Annotated in this window: 13 protein-coding genes; 6 read left to right on the top strand and 7 right to left on the bottom strand. The window is 62.6% G+C overall.

The window, feature by feature from the left end:
• Positions 1-2 precede the first annotated feature (2 nt).
• Entirely contained in the window at positions 3-407 is a 405-nt protein-coding gene (locus ACVWWJ_RS09900; protein ID WP_456967652.1) for a nuclear transport factor 2 family protein, read from the bottom strand.
• Between the two features lie 26 nt (positions 408-433).
• The gene (locus ACVWWJ_RS09895) at positions 434-1168 is read right to left on the bottom strand and encodes an SDR family oxidoreductase (protein ID WP_159894592.1); all 735 of its coding nucleotides are present in this window, start codon (positions 1166-1168) and stop codon (positions 434-436) included.
• A gap of 115 nt (positions 1169-1283) precedes the next feature.
• On the opposite strand from ACVWWJ_RS09895, the gene ACVWWJ_RS09890 reads away from it, so the two are divergent.
• Positions 1284-1646, top strand: a complete 363-nt coding sequence (locus ACVWWJ_RS09890; protein ID WP_159894604.1) for a winged helix-turn-helix transcriptional regulator — start codon at positions 1284-1286, stop codon at positions 1644-1646.
• Between the two features lie 94 nt (positions 1647-1740).
• Positions 1741-3846, top strand: coding sequence for a TonB-dependent receptor (locus ACVWWJ_RS09885; RefSeq protein ID WP_456967651.1), 2106 nt, complete (start codon positions 1741-1743; stop codon positions 3844-3846).
• A 2-nt stretch (positions 3847-3848) separates the two neighbouring features.
• Here ACVWWJ_RS09885 and ACVWWJ_RS09880 read toward each other — a convergent pair whose 3' ends face one another.
• The 4 genes from ACVWWJ_RS09880 to ACVWWJ_RS09865 form a co-directional block, all read right to left on the bottom strand.
• A complete protein-coding gene (locus tag ACVWWJ_RS09880; protein WP_456967650.1) occupies positions 3849-5033 on the bottom strand; it encodes a HupE/UreJ family protein in 1185 nt (394 codons plus the stop codon).
• Positions 5030-6316, bottom strand: a complete 1287-nt coding sequence (locus ACVWWJ_RS09875) for a hypothetical protein (protein WP_456967649.1) — start codon at positions 6314-6316, stop codon at positions 5030-5032. The genes ACVWWJ_RS09880 and ACVWWJ_RS09875 overlap by 4 nt, the downstream gene beginning before the upstream one ends.
• Positions 6317-6341: 25 nt before the next feature.
• Complete coding sequence (locus ACVWWJ_RS09870; RefSeq protein ID WP_456967647.1) at positions 6342-7781, bottom strand: DUF4331 domain-containing protein; 1440 nt, start codon at positions 7779-7781, stop codon at positions 6342-6344.
• Between the two features lie 307 nt (positions 7782-8088).
• Entirely contained in the window at positions 8089-8499 is a 411-nt protein-coding gene (locus ACVWWJ_RS09865) for a hypothetical protein (protein ID WP_456967646.1), read from the bottom strand.
• A 37-nt stretch (positions 8500-8536) separates the two neighbouring features.
• Here ACVWWJ_RS09865 and ACVWWJ_RS09860 point away from each other — a divergent pair, with 37 nt between their 5' ends.
• On the top strand, positions 8537-9661 hold the full coding sequence (locus ACVWWJ_RS09860) for a Gfo/Idh/MocA family protein (protein ID WP_456967645.1): 1125 nt from the start codon (positions 8537-8539) through the stop codon (positions 9659-9661).
• A gap of 1 nt (position 9662) precedes the next feature.
• Here the strand turns inward: ACVWWJ_RS09860 and ACVWWJ_RS09855 are convergent, their stop codons facing one another.
• On the bottom strand, positions 9663-10640 hold the full coding sequence (locus ACVWWJ_RS09855) for a LacI family DNA-binding transcriptional regulator (protein WP_456969692.1): 978 nt from the start codon (positions 10638-10640) through the stop codon (positions 9663-9665).
• 401 nt (positions 10641-11041) lie between these two features.
• Here ACVWWJ_RS09855 and ACVWWJ_RS09850 point away from each other — a divergent pair, with 401 nt between their 5' ends.
• The 3 genes from ACVWWJ_RS09850 to ACVWWJ_RS09840 are packed head-to-tail and all read left to right on the top strand — an operon-like array spanning position 11042 to position 14302.
• Positions 11042-12193, top strand: a complete 1152-nt coding sequence (locus tag ACVWWJ_RS09850) for a Gfo/Idh/MocA family protein (RefSeq protein ID WP_456967643.1) — start codon at positions 11042-11044, stop codon at positions 12191-12193.
• Positions 12190-13401, top strand: a complete 1212-nt coding sequence (locus ACVWWJ_RS09845) for a nucleoside permease (RefSeq protein ID WP_159894580.1) — start codon at positions 12190-12192, stop codon at positions 13399-13401. The genes ACVWWJ_RS09850 and ACVWWJ_RS09845 overlap by 4 nt, the downstream gene beginning before the upstream one ends.
• Before the next feature lie 16 nt (positions 13402-13417).
• A complete protein-coding gene (locus ACVWWJ_RS09840) occupies positions 13418-14302 on the top strand; it encodes a sugar phosphate isomerase/epimerase family protein (RefSeq protein ID WP_456967641.1) in 885 nt (294 codons plus the stop codon).
• Positions 14303-14311 lie beyond the last annotated feature (9 nt).

The raw sequence follows: 14311 nt of genomic DNA, 5'->3' as shown, positions 1-14311 counted from the left end.
CTTCAGGCGCCGGCTTGCGCCGCCCGCGCCATAGCCTGCGTGTCAATGTACTCCCGGATGCCCACCAGTTTGCCGTTCCTCACGGTGATAGCGAAGATCCATTCGTCCTCGAACGGCTTGTTCGTGGCTTTGATGGTCCCCTTCGCTGCGCCGACAACCAGAACCCGGTCTCCCTGCGCGACGAATTCCCGGGGCTCGGAGAGCGACATCTCGATGGTGTCGGATTCCTTCTTCACCAGCTCCGCCATTCCCGCATGTCCGCGGTACGTTCCGGCAAGCGGCCAGTCCTTGCCGGGGAGTATCCACTCGACATCTTCAGCAGCCAGCTCTAGCAGACGTTGCTTGTCGCCGCTGCCAATGGCTTCAAAGAACGCCTTCACCACTTGAACATTCTCTTCAGTGCTCATGGGATATCTCCGCTTTCGGTAGTCGGTCAGAGTTGCGCCAGGCCGCCATCGACCGCGACTTCGCTGGCAGTCATGAAGCTGCTGTCGGACGAGGCGAGGAACGCAGCCACCGCTCCGATCTCCGACGGATCGGCCATGCGCAGTAACGGAGTCATCGCGGCGTAGACCTTCTGGCCTTCCTCACCCAACGCTGCTTTTGCCAGTTCGGTCGCCGTCGCGCCGGGCGACAGCACGTTGACCCGGATACCGGTGCCCTTCAGATCCTCTGCCCAGGTACGTGCCAGGTTGCGCACAGCCGCCTTGCTCGCGCTGTAAGCGCTCATGGTCGGCGCGCCCGTAGTGCCGGCGCTCGAGCCGGTAAGGATGATCGAACCGCCCTCACCCATCAGCGGTAACGCCTTCTGCACCGTGAAGATCGTGCCCTTCACATTCGTGTCGAACGTTTCGTCGATGTGCGCCGCAGTAATCTCCCCAAGCTTCGCCTGGCTACCTGCCCCGGCATTGGCAAAGACGATGTCGAGGGTGCCGCGCTCGGCCTTCACAGCTGCGTACAGTCGATCGAGGTCGGCCTCATCCGAGACCGAGCCCTTCACGCCGCGGGCATGGGGTCCCAGGCCCGCTACAGCAGCGTCAAGCTGCTCCTGTCGGCGCCCGAAAATGAAGACGAAAGCGCCTTCTTCGACGAAGCGCTTCGCTGCAGCGAGGCCAATGCCGGTAGCGCCACCGGTGATTACTGCGGTCTTGCCATTCAGTCGGTTCATCACGTGCATCCTTCATTCAAGTTGTGCGGAAGCAGAGGTACTGCTTACTTGAAAAGAAGGATGCGGCCCTGATAACTAATGGACAAGTATGCACTTTTTGGTAAGTATCAAAAAAATGACGACACCTCCCGAAACCTGCGATCCCGGCTGCGGCCTCAATGCCACGCTCCGTATCATCTCGGGGAAGTGGAAACCACTGGTCCTGTTCTTCCTGCGCGACGGCCCGAAGCGTTATGGCGAACTGAAGCGCTTGATCCCGGGCGTGAGCGACAAAGTGTTGATCCAGCAATTGAAGGACCTAGAAGCCGATCACGTGCTCGCGCGGAACGACTACAAGGAGGTGCCGCCACGCGTGGATTACGCCTTAAGTCCGCTTGGACGCACGCTGGCCGAAGCGATCCTTCCGCTATGCACGTGGGGAACCGAGAACATGACGGAGATGACACGCATCTTCGCCAAGCGGGACGCCCTGCTCTAGCCGCTAGCTCGCGAACCGCATCCGGCCGACGATCCGTTTCGTATACCCTTCCGCAGGGGTGCACCGGGTTCGTCATCGGTTCGGGGGACGACGCGTGAACAAGCGAAACCGCGTCGATTGGCACCTCGGGCTTATCGCCCGCCTTTTTTTAGTGCTGCTCGCATCCCAGACGGCCAACGCTGGCGAAAACACTGTGGATTCCCCTCCCCCGGTGAACCTCACTCCCGTCATGGTCGATGGGCACTATGACAACGGCGTTGGAAAGTCCGATGCCGCGTCGCAGGGTGTGATCCTGGGCGCACTCTTGCAAGACGTGCCGGCGTTGCGACCGGGCGAGATACTCGAGGCAATCCCAGGCCTCGTCGTCACCCAGCACTCGGGTGAGGGAAAAGCCAACCAGTATTTCCTGCGCGGTTATAACCTCGACCACGGGACGGACTTCGCGACGCGCGTCGACGGCGTTCCGGTGAACATGCCGACCAATGGCCACGGCCAGGGTTACAGCGACATCAATTTCCTGATCCCGGAACTCGTCGATCGCATCGATTACCGCAAAGGCCCCTATTTCGCGCAGAGCGGCGACTTCTCCTCCGCCGGGACCGCCGATGTCCGTTATCGCACCTCCCTGCCGGCTCCCCTGCTGAGCGCGACTTATGGATCCAACGGCTACCGGCGCGGGCTGCTCGCTGGTTCAACGGTGCTGCCGAACGGCATGACGTTATTGGGTGCCTTCGAGTCGATGCAGGAGAACGGCCCCTGGAAGCACCCCGATCGCATGCGCAAGCTCAACGGCCTGCTTCGACTTTCCGATGGCGACGAGCGTCACGGCTGGTCTGCCGAGGCACTGGGCTATGCCGCACGCTGGAATTCGACCGACCAAGTGCCTCTGGAGCTCATCCGTTCGGGGGAGCTCTGTCGATTCTGTGCCTTGGACCCAACCGACGGCGGCCGCACCGCACGGGCCATCCTTTCCGGCGAATGGCATGCGCAGGACGGCGATACCTACACGCGGGTATCGGGTTATCTGGAACATTACCGCTTGCAGTTGTGGTCGAACTTCACCTACTTCGAGAACGACCCCATCCGCGGTGACCAGTTCAACCAGCGCGACGCCCGCAATATCGTGGGCGGCGATGTGATCAAAGGCTGGGAGGGATCCTGGCTCGGTCACGACAGCACGACCGAAGTCGGCTTGCAGGTGCGGCACGATCGCATTCACGTATCCCTTTACGATTCCCAGGCGCGGGAGGCGTTCAACACGGTCAGCGATAATCAGGTCAGCGAGACCGAAGCGGGCCTCTATATCCAGAATACGACGCAGTGGCGCGACTGGTTTCGAAGCATCGTCGGGGTGCGGACCGACGGCATCGCACTGGACCTCACTTCGAGTACCTACCATTCGAACAACGGCAACGTCTACGATCATCGCGTCTCGCCGAAACTGGCGCTGATCTTCGGGCCGTGGCAGAAGACGGAGTTCTTCGCGAACGTTGGCGAGGGCTTCCACAGTAATGATGCGCGCGGCGCCGTCGACCGTTTCGACGCGTCATCCGGTGCCACGCTACAACGCGCGCCGGCACTGGTCGGTAGCTTCGGCGAAGAGATCGGCCTTCGTACCGAATGGGTGCCCGGCCTGCAAAGCTCGTTGGCACTATGGCGACTCAATAGCGATTCGGAACTCGTCTACGGTGCCGACTCGGGCGGCACGCAGATCAATGGCGCGAGCCGGCGCCGCGGTGTGGAATGGAACAATCACCTGACACTGGGCCGCTACCTGCTCATCGACGCCGATCTGGCCTGGACCCACGCGCGTTATGCTCATGCCGACGAGAACGACGAATCCGGCGATCGCATTCCGAACGCCGTTGGCAAGGTCGCGTCACTGGGAGTGACCCTCCATCGTTTTGGACCTTGGTCGGCGAGCATCAAGACACTTTACATCGGCGGCTATCCTCTGTCGCAGGACGGCGCGCTGCGTGCTCCGTCGTCCCTGGTGACGAACCTGCGACTGAGTCGTACGCTGACGCCGCGAATGACCCTGCTCCTCGATGTGCTCAATGCCTTTGATCGCCGTTACTTCGACATCGCCTACGATCAGGACTATCAGATTGCACCGACCCGGCCGCTTGTGGCGGATGGCATTACGGTTCACCCCGGCGAGCCGCGGCAGTACCGTGTGACACTGAACGTGAATCTCTAGAATCAATTGGGAAAGATCGAGGCGAAGCCGGGGATCGATACGTCGAACACGCGCTCGACCAACCAGCCCGCGGCAATGGCAACGATGATCCACGAACTCCAGCGCACAAGGCCGACCTGGTAGAACCTCGTGCGCCGTATCGCGAACGCTGCAGGCAGGAAGGCCAGGACGATAGCTTCCTGGCCGATTTCCACACCCACGCTGAAACCTCCCAGCGATGCGGCCATGGCACCCGCAGGCAGTTGCAACCCCGTCAGGGCGCTCGCAAAACCCAGCCCATGGATGAAACCAAACGCGAACGCGATCAACCATACCCGCTTGGCGACCATGGGATAAACGTTGTTGAAGGCAGCGACCAACACGGACAACGCGATGCCCGATTCCACCAGCCGGCTCGGAACGTGCACGATGCCGAGCACCGCCATCGACAGCGCGACGGAGTGGGAAATGCTGAAGGCCGTGACGATCTTGATGACATCGAGACATGCCGGCCAGAAGCTCTCGACAGGCAGCCATGCGAGGTTTGCCGTCGTGGTTCGTTGTCGCATTATGAGCACGGCGGGCAGCAGTAACGAAAGCAAGAACAGAATGTGATCGGTTCCCGTCCAGATGTGCCAGATACCATCGTTCAGGAAGCTCGTAAATTCGTTCCACCGATCGGGTACACGCAGATCGAGACTGGCTTCCGGCCGATCCGGTCCCAGCACGGCGCCGGCAACGCGATCTCCCGCGTAAAGGGTCACGATGCCCCGATGGTAGGGATCGATGTCCACCATCAACGTGTAGACAACCGTCAGCCGGCTGGGGATGTTCTTGTCGCACACCGCGTCGAACAGGATCACGGCGTACGTGCCATCGGTATGATCGTCGATGGCCTGACCTGTCGCCGTCGTCTCGCACGTCAGGCCATCGCCCTTGACGGTCAGCCGTGGCAAGGCATAAGCCTCGATAGCCTGGCGATGGGCCTGAACCTCACCCCAGGTGATCGCGCCATCGTGGTTTCCGTCGATGCCTATCGCGTAGTCCAGATCGCGCAAGGCAATGTCCCACTGACCATGCATCCGATGGTCATCCTTCGGATCGGTGCGCAGGCTGAGATAGGCGTCGCTTTCCTTATGAGCCCATGCACTTGGCGTAAACAGCGATAAGGCCAGGTAGCAAGCGAGGAGCCACCATGGCGCCTTCATCGAGGTGCGGTCCGGGGGCTTGCCGATGCCGGACCCGCTGCCTTCTTGCTGGCGATAGCCACCCGGGCCTGCGTTGCCAGGGGATCGACCATGTCGTCGGACATGCCACTTTGCGCGATGAAGTCGAGCACCTCCCTGGCGGCAGACGCATCGTGCAACGCAAGCGCCGCTTCCAGGTACACCTGCGCGTCCTTGGGTGCCCGCTGCACGGTCCAGTTCTGCCGGGCAAGCGCGAGTGCCTCTGCTGCTTTTCCATGGACATGAAGAAGGTAGGTGGCCTCTTCGCGCAGAAAGATGTGGTCGCCGCGTTGTTCCATGGCGGCGAAGCGCGCGTCCATCGCCGCGATATCGCGGGTAGCTTCCGGTGATTGAAGCGCGACCTCTGCGGCGACACGAATCAGGAACGAGGTATCCGAGGTGGTGTCGTTGCCGACCAGCGCGAGGGCGTCGGCAGGTCGGCCATGATCGAGGAGGAACTCCCCGTAGTCCGCCAGCAGGAAATTGTCGCCAGGGGTCCATTGCAGGGCGCGACGAAAATGCGCATCGGCGACGTCCAGCTTACCCGTGCGTGCGGACGTTTCCGCCATCAGGCTTTCGATCCACGCGCGAATGACGGCAGGAGCCTTCGAGCCCGGGTCCTCGATAAGGGTAAGGAGCGCGTAAGCCTGCTTCGCCCGGCCATCGAGCGCGCGTAGTGATGAGGTGCAGATCATGCCCATGAAGTCGCCACCGGTATTGGTCAGGTGGACGCAGGCATCGTTGGCGCCGTGGTAATCACCCTGGACCATGGCGACCGTCGCCACGGTGAGCCACGCTTGCGCGTTATCGGGCGCGCGGCGAATGATCTGGTCGAGCTCCTTACGCGCGGCAGCAAAGGCGTGCCGGCTCTGCTGAATCGTGGCGTGGGCCAGCATCGCGGAGATCGGTGGCAAGGAGGCTTTCATGTAAGGATCGATCACTGCCATGGCGCGCCCGAGGTAGCGCGCGTCGCCGGTAGAACGTCCGAAGTCGATGTACGCCTGAGCAAGGACCACAGCTTTCTGGGCGTCCCCCGGATGGGCATCCGCATCGATGCGAAGTCGTTCGAACTGGCGCACGCGGGGATCGGTTACGGGTGGAACACGTTGCAGGATGACGTTCGGTGAATCGGGTACGTACGGCGTGGCATGCCCGGCGATGACGGAACCACTGGAAAGCGCGGCGGAAACGGCCACGAGGAATACGCCCCTCCGTAAGGAAGGGCGTATGGCCTTGGAGCGTGCCACCTCGAGGTGGGTGTACATGCGTGGATGCCCTTGGGCCGCCGGTTTACTGGCTAGCGACCGCCGGGTTCACCGAACCGGGCACGGGCGTGTTGAGGTACGGGAAATGGTCCAGGTATGTATCTGCGGCGGAGATCTTGCCTGTCACCACCGAGGTCGCCGCCGTCGCGCCGGCAGCACGCGCACCGTCGGTGAGTGGCGCAGCGTTGTTCGGATCCGCCGTCTGGTCGCCGCAGGTCCCGATCGTGGTGCTACACAGCGCCCCGGCTTCCGCGCGCAGCGCGATATCGACAACGTCATCGTACGGACGACGACCATTCGGGAAACCTGCCAGATCGTTGGCAAGTACGCCAAGGTCATTCTGCGAAGCCGCTGGTGTCGGCGCGATCGAGGTGTTGAGCCTCAATTCTTCGGCGGGAGTGACGTGCGCGGGCTGGTTCAGCCCTTGGACGCCGGTGAGGAACACGCTGACCAGATCGTTGCGCGGCGTGTGCGGCACGTTGGTGGCGAACAAGGCATTCAGCAACACTGGCACCGTCGGACTGGTCACGTAGCTGAGGAACTGCTTGTCCTGGCTGGGCTGACTGCCGTTGAACTTGTCCTTGTCTTTCAGGCCAATGACGAGCTCATTGACCAGCGGCGAACCCAGTCGGGATACCTGGACGAAGTCCGCGAAGCTATACGGCTTGTCGCCATTGTTGAGCACGCGGTAGCGCGGCTCACTCGCCGTCGTCCACCCACCGATCACAGGCTGTTGCTTCGTCGCACCCAGGCAGGTGGCGGGCACCTCCAGTGCGAGCGTCGTTACGTTCTTCTGGGTCAACGCATTGGGCGTCGAGTCGCGCGCACCGAGCGGATTGAGGTTCACCAGGTCGAAAATGCCGCCCAGGTCAGCCACGAAGCCATCCTTGCGCTGCCCTGCGAAGACGCGCCCCGGAGCCGCGCAACCGGGAATCTTCACGTTGTAGACGTACGCGTTCGCGTAGCCCTCGTAATTGGCGATGGACTTGTTACCGATATTGTCCACGGGCTTGGTAAAGAGCCCGGAGCCGTTTGCCGCATTGAGGAGGGCCTGACCACGCCAGGCGAGGGATTCCCCTTTCATCACCTCGACCGAATAGGTCTCGATGCGATTGAGATTGCTCTGGTCCGTGGCCGTGATGCCACCGATGTTGATCAGCGGCACGGCCTGCGGCTTGCCGCCGGCGGGCACCGTGAGATTCTTGTCGTGATTGTCGAAGCGAAAACGGAACGTCAGGTCGGAGCGGCCATTGCCGTTGCTGTCGATGTGAAAATCGTAGACCGCGCTTTCGTCGAGCGAATGGAAATTCGGCCCGCTATAGGCGTCCTGCAACGGATCGTAGTTAGCAATCAGGGTGACGTAGCCGGCCCTGTTGGCCTCATAGCTCATGAACATGTAGAAGTCGCTGGCGTCCACCTGAGGCTGCGTCGCGATGAACGGCGCTTCCCGGTGACTGGATGCCATGGCAAGCGCGGGCAAGGAGGCCAACGCTATGGCCAAACAGGTATGTTTCAAGATCATGATCGTATCTCTCACGTCGAACGGATGGATGTGACCGGCGCGCCACCTGGGCGCGTCCGGTTCCCTCACACGGATCCCGCTCCCGATATTCCGTCGACGTTGCCTGCGGTTCCTACCTCTGCCACCAGCATGTCATCAACCCCCCGGTCGGCCTTACCGTTCCGTCGGCAGCCATTGTTTTACGTAGCGCATCGGGGAAAAGATGCACGCGGAAGTTGACTGGGCTTTTGACATAGGCCAAAAGGTGTATCTATGACTGCTTAAGCACCCAACCAGGCGGAGATTGCAGTGCATGACTGACGAATCGAAGATCGAAAATACCTCGCGTCGTAAATTCCTCGCCGGCACGGCCGTCGCCGCGACCGGCTTGCTTATCGTGCCCCGTCATGTCCTTGGCGGAACCGGCTACACAGCCCCCAGCGATCGCCTGAACATTGCCGGCATAGGCGTTGGCGGCATGGGCGCACACAACATCCGCGCGCTGGCCGGCGAGAACATCGTCGCCCTGTGCGACGTGGACTGGGGCTATACCGAGAAGACGTTCCGCAAGATGTTCGCCGATCTCGGCCCGGCCCAGGCCCGGCTCGACAAGGCTCAGACTGCTGGAAAGCGCCGGGAACTCCTCGATCAGATCCAGCAGACCAAGCTGCTCTCCGGCCAAATTCGATTCGATCAGGCGATATACCGACTATCGCCAGATGCTCGAGAAGCAGAAGGACATCGACGCGGTGGTCATCGCCACGCCCGATCACTTGCATGCCGTGATTGCCAGTGCGGCGATGAGCCTCGGCAAGCACGTCTACGTACAGAAGCCACTCACCTGGTCGATCCACGAGGCCCGCGCATTGTCTGCGAAGGCAGCGAACAACCCGAAGCTCGTCACGCAGATGGGCAATCAGGGGCACTCGACCGACGACGCACGCCTGATCAACGAATACATCGCGGCCGGGGCGATCGGCGATGTGCGCGAGGTCCACGTCTGGACGAATCGTCCGCTGGGTTACTGGCCGCAGGGTATCCCGCGGCCACAATCCCGGCCGAAGCCGGATGATGCGAGTTGGGACATGGGCGCGGTGACGGACCGCCTGGCCAATGCCATGGCCGGCTACTATCCGGTTCCGCAGGGTCTGGCGTGGGACCTCTTCCTCGGGCCGGGCCCCGTGGTCGAGTACCACCCGCTCTATCACCCGTTCAACTGGCGCGGCTGGGTGGATTGGGGTGTCGGTGCCATCGGGGACATGGGAGCGCATCTGATCGATTCGCCTTTCTGGTCGCTGGACCTGGGTTTCCCGACGTCCGTAGAGACCGTCTCGACACCCTTTAACCATGAGTCGTACCCCTCGGCGACCATGACGTACTACGACTTCCCGGCACGCGGCAGCCGGCCGCCTGTGCGGCTCACGTGGTACGACGGTGCGTTGCTCCCACCCGGACTGGAGGCGCTCGGCGCCGGACAGATGAGCAAGGATGGTGGCGTGCTCTACGTGGGCGACAAGGGCAAGCTGATCCACGAGACCTACGGTGCGAACCCGCGCCTGCTGCCGCAGTCGTTGCACGATTCGGTAGGTACGCCGCCCCGGAAATTCGCGCGCATTGGCACGTCGCATGAAATGAACTGGGTCGATGCCTGCAAGGGCAAGGCAGAGGCTTCATCGCCCTTTGCTTACGCCGCGCGGCTGACTGAAGTCATGCTGCTGGGCATCGTTTCCCTGCGTGCCGGTGGCCGAATCGAATACGACGCCGACAACATGCGTATCACCAATCTGCCCGAGGCCAACGCCTTCCTTCGCCGCGAGTATCGTCCCGGCTGGGTCCTTGGGTGATCTAGCGCGGCCCGGTCGACCCACGCACCACCAGCTCGGCGGACAACACCCGCTTGCGCGGTGGTACCGTGGGGTCGTTGAGGATTTCGATCAGCATCGTCATGGCCTCGCGGCCCAGCGCGTTCTTCGGCTGGGAAAGCGTGGTCAACGGTGGCGTCGTGTAGCGGGAGAAGCGGATGTCGTCGAACCCGATGACGGAAACGTCTTCGGGAATGCGCAGGCCAGCGGAACTCAGGGCACGCATCGCACCGATGGCCATTTCGTCGTTGGAGCAGAACACTGCACTGAACGTGCGGCCCTGCGTGCGGAACATCTCGATGGCTCGCTCGCCGGCTTCGATGGAGAAATCCCCGACGGCGGTAAGGGCGGGATCGACGGCAATGCCCGCTCGCTTCAATGCGAGGTGGTAACCCTGCTCGCGATCGACACAGATCGGGCTCGATGACGGCCCGGCAATGAAAGCGATGTCGCGGTGCCCCAGGGCAACGAGGTAATCGATGGCGGCTTCGGCCGCTGCGACGTTATCGACATAGACGCTTGAGATGGCGCTGTCCTTGACGTATTCGCAGGCATTGACCAGCGGCAGACGTCCATCCATGGGGATGGCCGGCACGCGATGGAACATCGTAATCATGCCATCGACCTGCCGGGCAGCGACCATGTCCGCATAGGCCTGCTCGCGAACGAGATTGCTCTGCGTCTCGCCCAGAAGGACGGAGTACCCCTTCTCGTAAGCGACCTGCTCGATGCCGCGGATCACCTCCGAGAAGAACGGATTGGCGATGTCCGGAAGCAGCGCCACGATCAACCGCGTTCGCGACGTCCGCAGGTTGCGGGCGAGCGCGTTCGGCGTATAACCCAGGCGCTTGACAACCTCGTTGATACGCTCACGGGTTTTCTCGCTCACCAGTTCCGGACGCTGCAGTGCGCGCGAAACGGTTGCCACTGAAACTTTTGCGGCCGCGGCAATTTCCTTCACCGTGCGCACGCGCGCCGGCTGCGGCGCAACATCGGCCTGCTTGCCCCTCGCGCTCGTCCGCTTAGATTTAGTTCCGTCTGCACTCACGCGTTTTCCGCCCTCTTGCCTGCCCGTGGCGACCCTGACGATAGCAGCCTGTGACGCCGCCAATATGTTGCATCGCAATGTAACCGATTACATAAAATCGTTGCAGTGACCTTCACCGGTCTGATACATATCTTGGCATGTTCACGGTCTTTCACTCACGGAAGGCCCGGGGAAATCACCAATCCTTGCAGTTTGTAAGCCTCTGGCTTCCGTCCTGCGTAAATGTAATCGAATACATTTCGGTTGGCGTAGAGCCGCCGGGGGAATGACATGGCAAGCCAGTCGCTATCGACAAGCGCCAGGAACACATATCGATGAGTCTCGGCATGGGACTCGTCGGCCCCGGCTTCATCGCTGCACACCACCTCGATGCCGTGCGGCGCCTCGGTGACGTGGATATCGTGGGTATCGCCGGCTCCAGCTTTGAATCCGCGACCCGACGCGCGCAAGCATTGAATGCCGGCCGCGCTTACCCGGATTACCGCGACCTGCTGGCTGACCCCGCCGTGCACGTGGTGCACAACACCACGCCGAACCACATGCATCGCGAGGTTTCGCTGGCGGCGCTGCGTGCAGGCAAGCACGTGATATCCGACAAGCCTCTCGCCGCCACGATGCTGGAAGCACGCGAGCTCTACGAGGCCGCGCGCGAGGCAAACCTCGCCCATGTGGTCACGTTCAACTACCGCGGCTATCCACTCGTGCAGCAGGCGCGCTCGACCATCGCCGAAGGCGCGATAGGCCGCAGCGTCTTCGTTCACGGATGCTACCTCCAGGACTGGCTTACCGATGACCACGCGTACACGTGGCGCCTCGACCCGAAGCTCGGCGGTGCCAGTTCCGCGCTCGGGGATATCGGCTCGCACTGGTGCGATCTGGCCGAACACGTCACGGGCGCGCGCATCACCGAGGTGCTCGCCGACCTGGAGACGGTGGTGCCTGCCCGTGAAGGCCCGGACGGAACGCTGCAACAGATCACCAGCGAAGATCTGGCAAGCGTGCTGCTGCGTTTCGACAACGGCGCCCGCGGCTGCGTCACCGTCGGCCAGGTGCTCCCCGGCCACAAGAACGACCTCCGGCTCGAAGTCAACGGCCGCGAAGGCTCACTGGCGTGGCGCCAGGAACAACCCAACGAACTCTGGATCGGGCACCACGCGAAGGCCAACACCGTGCTTACGCGCGACCCCGCGCTCCTGGATCCGTCCGCTCGCGGCTACGCGCACCTGCCCGCGGGTCATCCCGAAGCCTGGGCGGACGCGTTCCGCAATGTGATCTCGGACGCCTATGCGTGGATCCGACGCGGTGCGGTGCCAGAAGCCAAACCGCCCGCGCTGCCCACGTTCGCCGACGGCTATCGCAATAGCCTTGTGATCGACGCGATGCTGAAGAGCCATGCTGCCGGCGGCCTGTGGCAGCCGGTCGAAGACCCACTCGAAACCACACCGACAACGAGGAAACGCGGATGAAATGGCGCCTTAGAACGATGATGCTTTTCGAGTTCGGGATCTGGGGCGCCTGGTACGTCACGGTCGGCACCTGGCTCGGCAAGACGCTGCATTTCACCGGCACGGAAATCGGCGCCGTCGCGGGCACCACCGCCGTCGGCGCGATCATCTCGCCGCTATTTGTCGGGCTCCTCGCCGATCGCCTCTTCGATACGCGCCGGGTGCTGACGCTGCTGCACCTGGTGGGCGCTGTCCTGCTCGTCGTAGCCGCGCAGCAGACGAGCTTCGCCGGTGTATACGTGCCGCTGCTGGCATACAGCCTCTGTTACATGCCGACCCTGGCCCTCACCGCGTCGCTCGCGATGCGCCATATCAAGGACCCGCAGGAAGAATTCGGCGCTATCCGGGTGTTCGGCAGCATCGGCTGGATCGTCGTCGGCCTGGTCGTCGGCGCGTGGGGCGTGGAAGCCACGGCGTCTCCGCTACTGCTGGCGGCCGGCCTCTCGGTGGTGATGGCGGGCTACTGCTTCACCCTGCCCGCCACGCCACCCCTGGCGCGCCACACGCGCTTCGAATGGCGCCATGTGCTGCCGCTCGAATCACTTCACCTGCTGCGTGAGCGCTCGATGGCGGTTTTCGCCCTCGCCTCGTTCCTGATCTGCATTCCGCTGCAGTTCTACTATGCCTTCACCAACCTGTTCCTCAACGAGGCCGGCGTGGTCAACGCCGCCGGCAAGATGACCGGCGGGCAGATGTCCGAGCTGTTCTTCATGCTGCTCATTCCCTGGTTCTTCCGGCGCCTGGGTGTGAAGTGGATGCTCGCCGTCGGCATGCTTGCCTGGGTGGTGCGTTACGCCATGTTCGCCTATGGCAGCAGCGGCGAGCTGATGTGGATGCTCTGGCTCGGTATTGTCCTGCACGGCGTCTGCTTCGATTTCTTCTTCGTCGTCGGCCAGATCTACATCGACCGCGAAGCGCCGCCCGCCCTGCGTGCGGCCACGCAGGGGCTTATCACCTTCCTGACCTACGGCCTGGGCATGTTCGTCGGTTCGTGGTTGTCCGGCATAGCCGTTGAAACGTACACACGCAGCGACGGATCGCACGACTGGCACGGCATCTGGCTCGTCGCCGGCGCGTTCGCGGCCTTCGTCTTCGTCCTTTTCGTCCTGCTCTTCAAGGATCGCAAGGCCGCCGCGCCCGCGCCCGCTGCCGTTGTCGGCACCCATTGACCCGGAATAAGTACACATGATGAATCGCAGGCAGTTCCTTGCGCGCTCCGCGCTGTGTGGCACCGCATTGGGCCTCGGCCTTGCCGCGCCGGACAAGCTCTTTGCCGCCGCCGCTGCGGCCGGGAAGTCCAAAGGGCTGGGCATCCAGCTCTACATGGTGCTCGACGCTTACAAGGCCGACCCGGTCGGCACCCTCAAGACCCTCAAGGCGATCGGCTACACCGAAGTCGAAGCCATCATCACCACCACGGCCGGGACCCTGCGCGATCAACTGAAGGAAGCCGGCCTGGCCTGTCCGAGCCTGCATTTCGACGGCCTCGGCTTCGAGGCCGGTATCGATGCCGCCCATACGCTGGGCGCTAAATACATCGTCAGCAGCATGCTGCCGTCGATCATGCAGAAGGAAGCGAAGACATCCGGCGACCCGGGTTATTCGCTCGATGACGCCAAGCGCACCGCCGAATACGCGAACCGCCTGGGCGAGAAGGCAAGCAAGGCCGGCCTCCAGTACGCGTACCACAACCACCACGCCGAGTTCACCGACGTTGGCGGCGGCCAGGTGTTTTACGACGTCCTCCTGAAGGAAACGGATAAGCATCTCGTGCAGTTCGAACTCGACTGCGGCTGGGTGTCTGCCGGCGGCAAGAACCCGGCCGATTACTTCAAGGCCAATCCGGGTCGCATCCCCTTGATGCACGCGAAGGACTTCCTGCGCGGGGACCAGAAGGATTATCCGGGTGCCGAGCTCGGCCGCGGAAAGCTCGACTACAAACCGATCATGGCGGCAGCCGACGCATCCGGACTGAAGCACTGCTTCGTCGAACAGGAGGGTCCGTACGCTCGCATGAGCGCGCTCGACGCGGCCCGCGTGGATTACGCCTATCTGCATCCGTTGCGCTGAAGGAAGAGC

It is taken from the genome of Luteibacter sp. HA06, assembly GCF_054061215.1.
This window is presented reverse-complemented; position numbering and strand designations above follow the sequence as displayed.